Source organism: Salicola sp. AFF1 (assembly GCF_056783195.1).
The window spans coordinates 1-264 of the sequence record NZ_JBXAYL010000182.1; the positions used below are offsets into that span (position 1 = coordinate 1).

Annotated in this window: 1 pseudogene; it reads left to right on the forward strand. The window is 70.8% G+C overall.

Going from position 1 to position 264, the window contains the following annotated elements:
• Nucleotides 1–264: pseudogene (locus AC1RQI_RS17255) on the forward strand (NAD-dependent epimerase); the annotation flags it as partial.

Below are 264 nucleotides of genomic sequence, written 5' to 3' on the forward strand. Positions count from 1 at the left end.
GGACGAGCTCCGCCGCCGCAGCGAGGCCGGTGGCCCGGACTGGACGATCCTGCGACCCGACGTGGTAGTGGGGGATGCAGCCGGCAACGCGATGAACATCGCGACCGTCATCGGCGCGTATGCCGCGCTCACGAAAGCGGACGGAGCGGCCTTCCGATTTCCCGGCACCACCAACCTCTACGACCATTGCCTCGCTCAGTTCACCGACGCTCATGCGCTGGCCCGCGCGAGCCTTTGGGCGGCGACGGCGGACGCGGCGCGGGG